At 70.5% G+C, this 708-nt stretch carries 1 protein-coding gene; it reads right to left on the reverse strand.

What is annotated here, in order from left to right; genetic code table 11:
• Positions 1-708 (reverse strand): Ig-like domain-containing protein (locus D7V88_RS41965; protein WP_244238703.1); only part of this gene is annotated, 708 nt, incomplete at both ends.

A 708-nucleotide genomic window follows, 5' to 3' on the forward strand; every position in this document is an offset into this window, starting at 1 on the left:
GTCCTGCACCGTCACAGTCAGGGCGCAGGTGCCGCCTGCGGGCTGGGCGGAGGGGGTGAAACTGGCACTGGCGGAGGTGGCATTCGTCCACGTGCCCGCGCACGAGGCCGTCCACTGGTAGCTGAGTCCGTCCCCGTCGTTGTCGCTCGCCACCACCGCCACTTCGGTGGCTTGCCCGACGGTAATCGCCGAAGGCGTGGCCGTGATGCTCGCTACCTGGGGCCAGGTGTTGACAGTGACGTTGACGGCCGCACTGCCATTGCCGGTACTCACCGTCACCGTGACGCTGATGGAGGCCGTCGCCCCCTTGGAGTCCGTCACCGTCAGCGTCAGCACCACCGGGCCCGGAGCGGCCGGCGCCGTCCAGGTGGTGGAGAGGCTGGAGGCCGTGCTGAAGCTGCCGGTGCTGGCAGTCCAGGCAGGCGTAAGGGTGTCGCCCGCGTTGGCGTCCTCCGCGGCGGCCTGAAGGGCCACCTGGCCGCCAGGGGCCACGGTGGCGGGGCTGGCCACCAGCGAGGTGATGAGGGGCGCCGTATTGTCGAAAGCTGCAGGGGGATTCACCTCCTGCAGCAGCAGCGTGACGGCCGTCGTCTGCCCGGCCTGGATGGTGACGTTGTCCACCTGGCCGGAGTAGCGCACGGTGTTCGAGGCGTCGAAGGCCTGGGCGCTGAAGCTGCGGCCGGTGCCGGCGGGTAGCTGCCCCAGCAC

The sequence above is a fragment of the Corallococcus terminator genome, from assembly GCF_003611635.1.
Taxonomy (GTDB): Bacteria; Myxococcota; Myxococcia; order Myxococcales; family Myxococcaceae; genus Corallococcus; species Corallococcus terminator.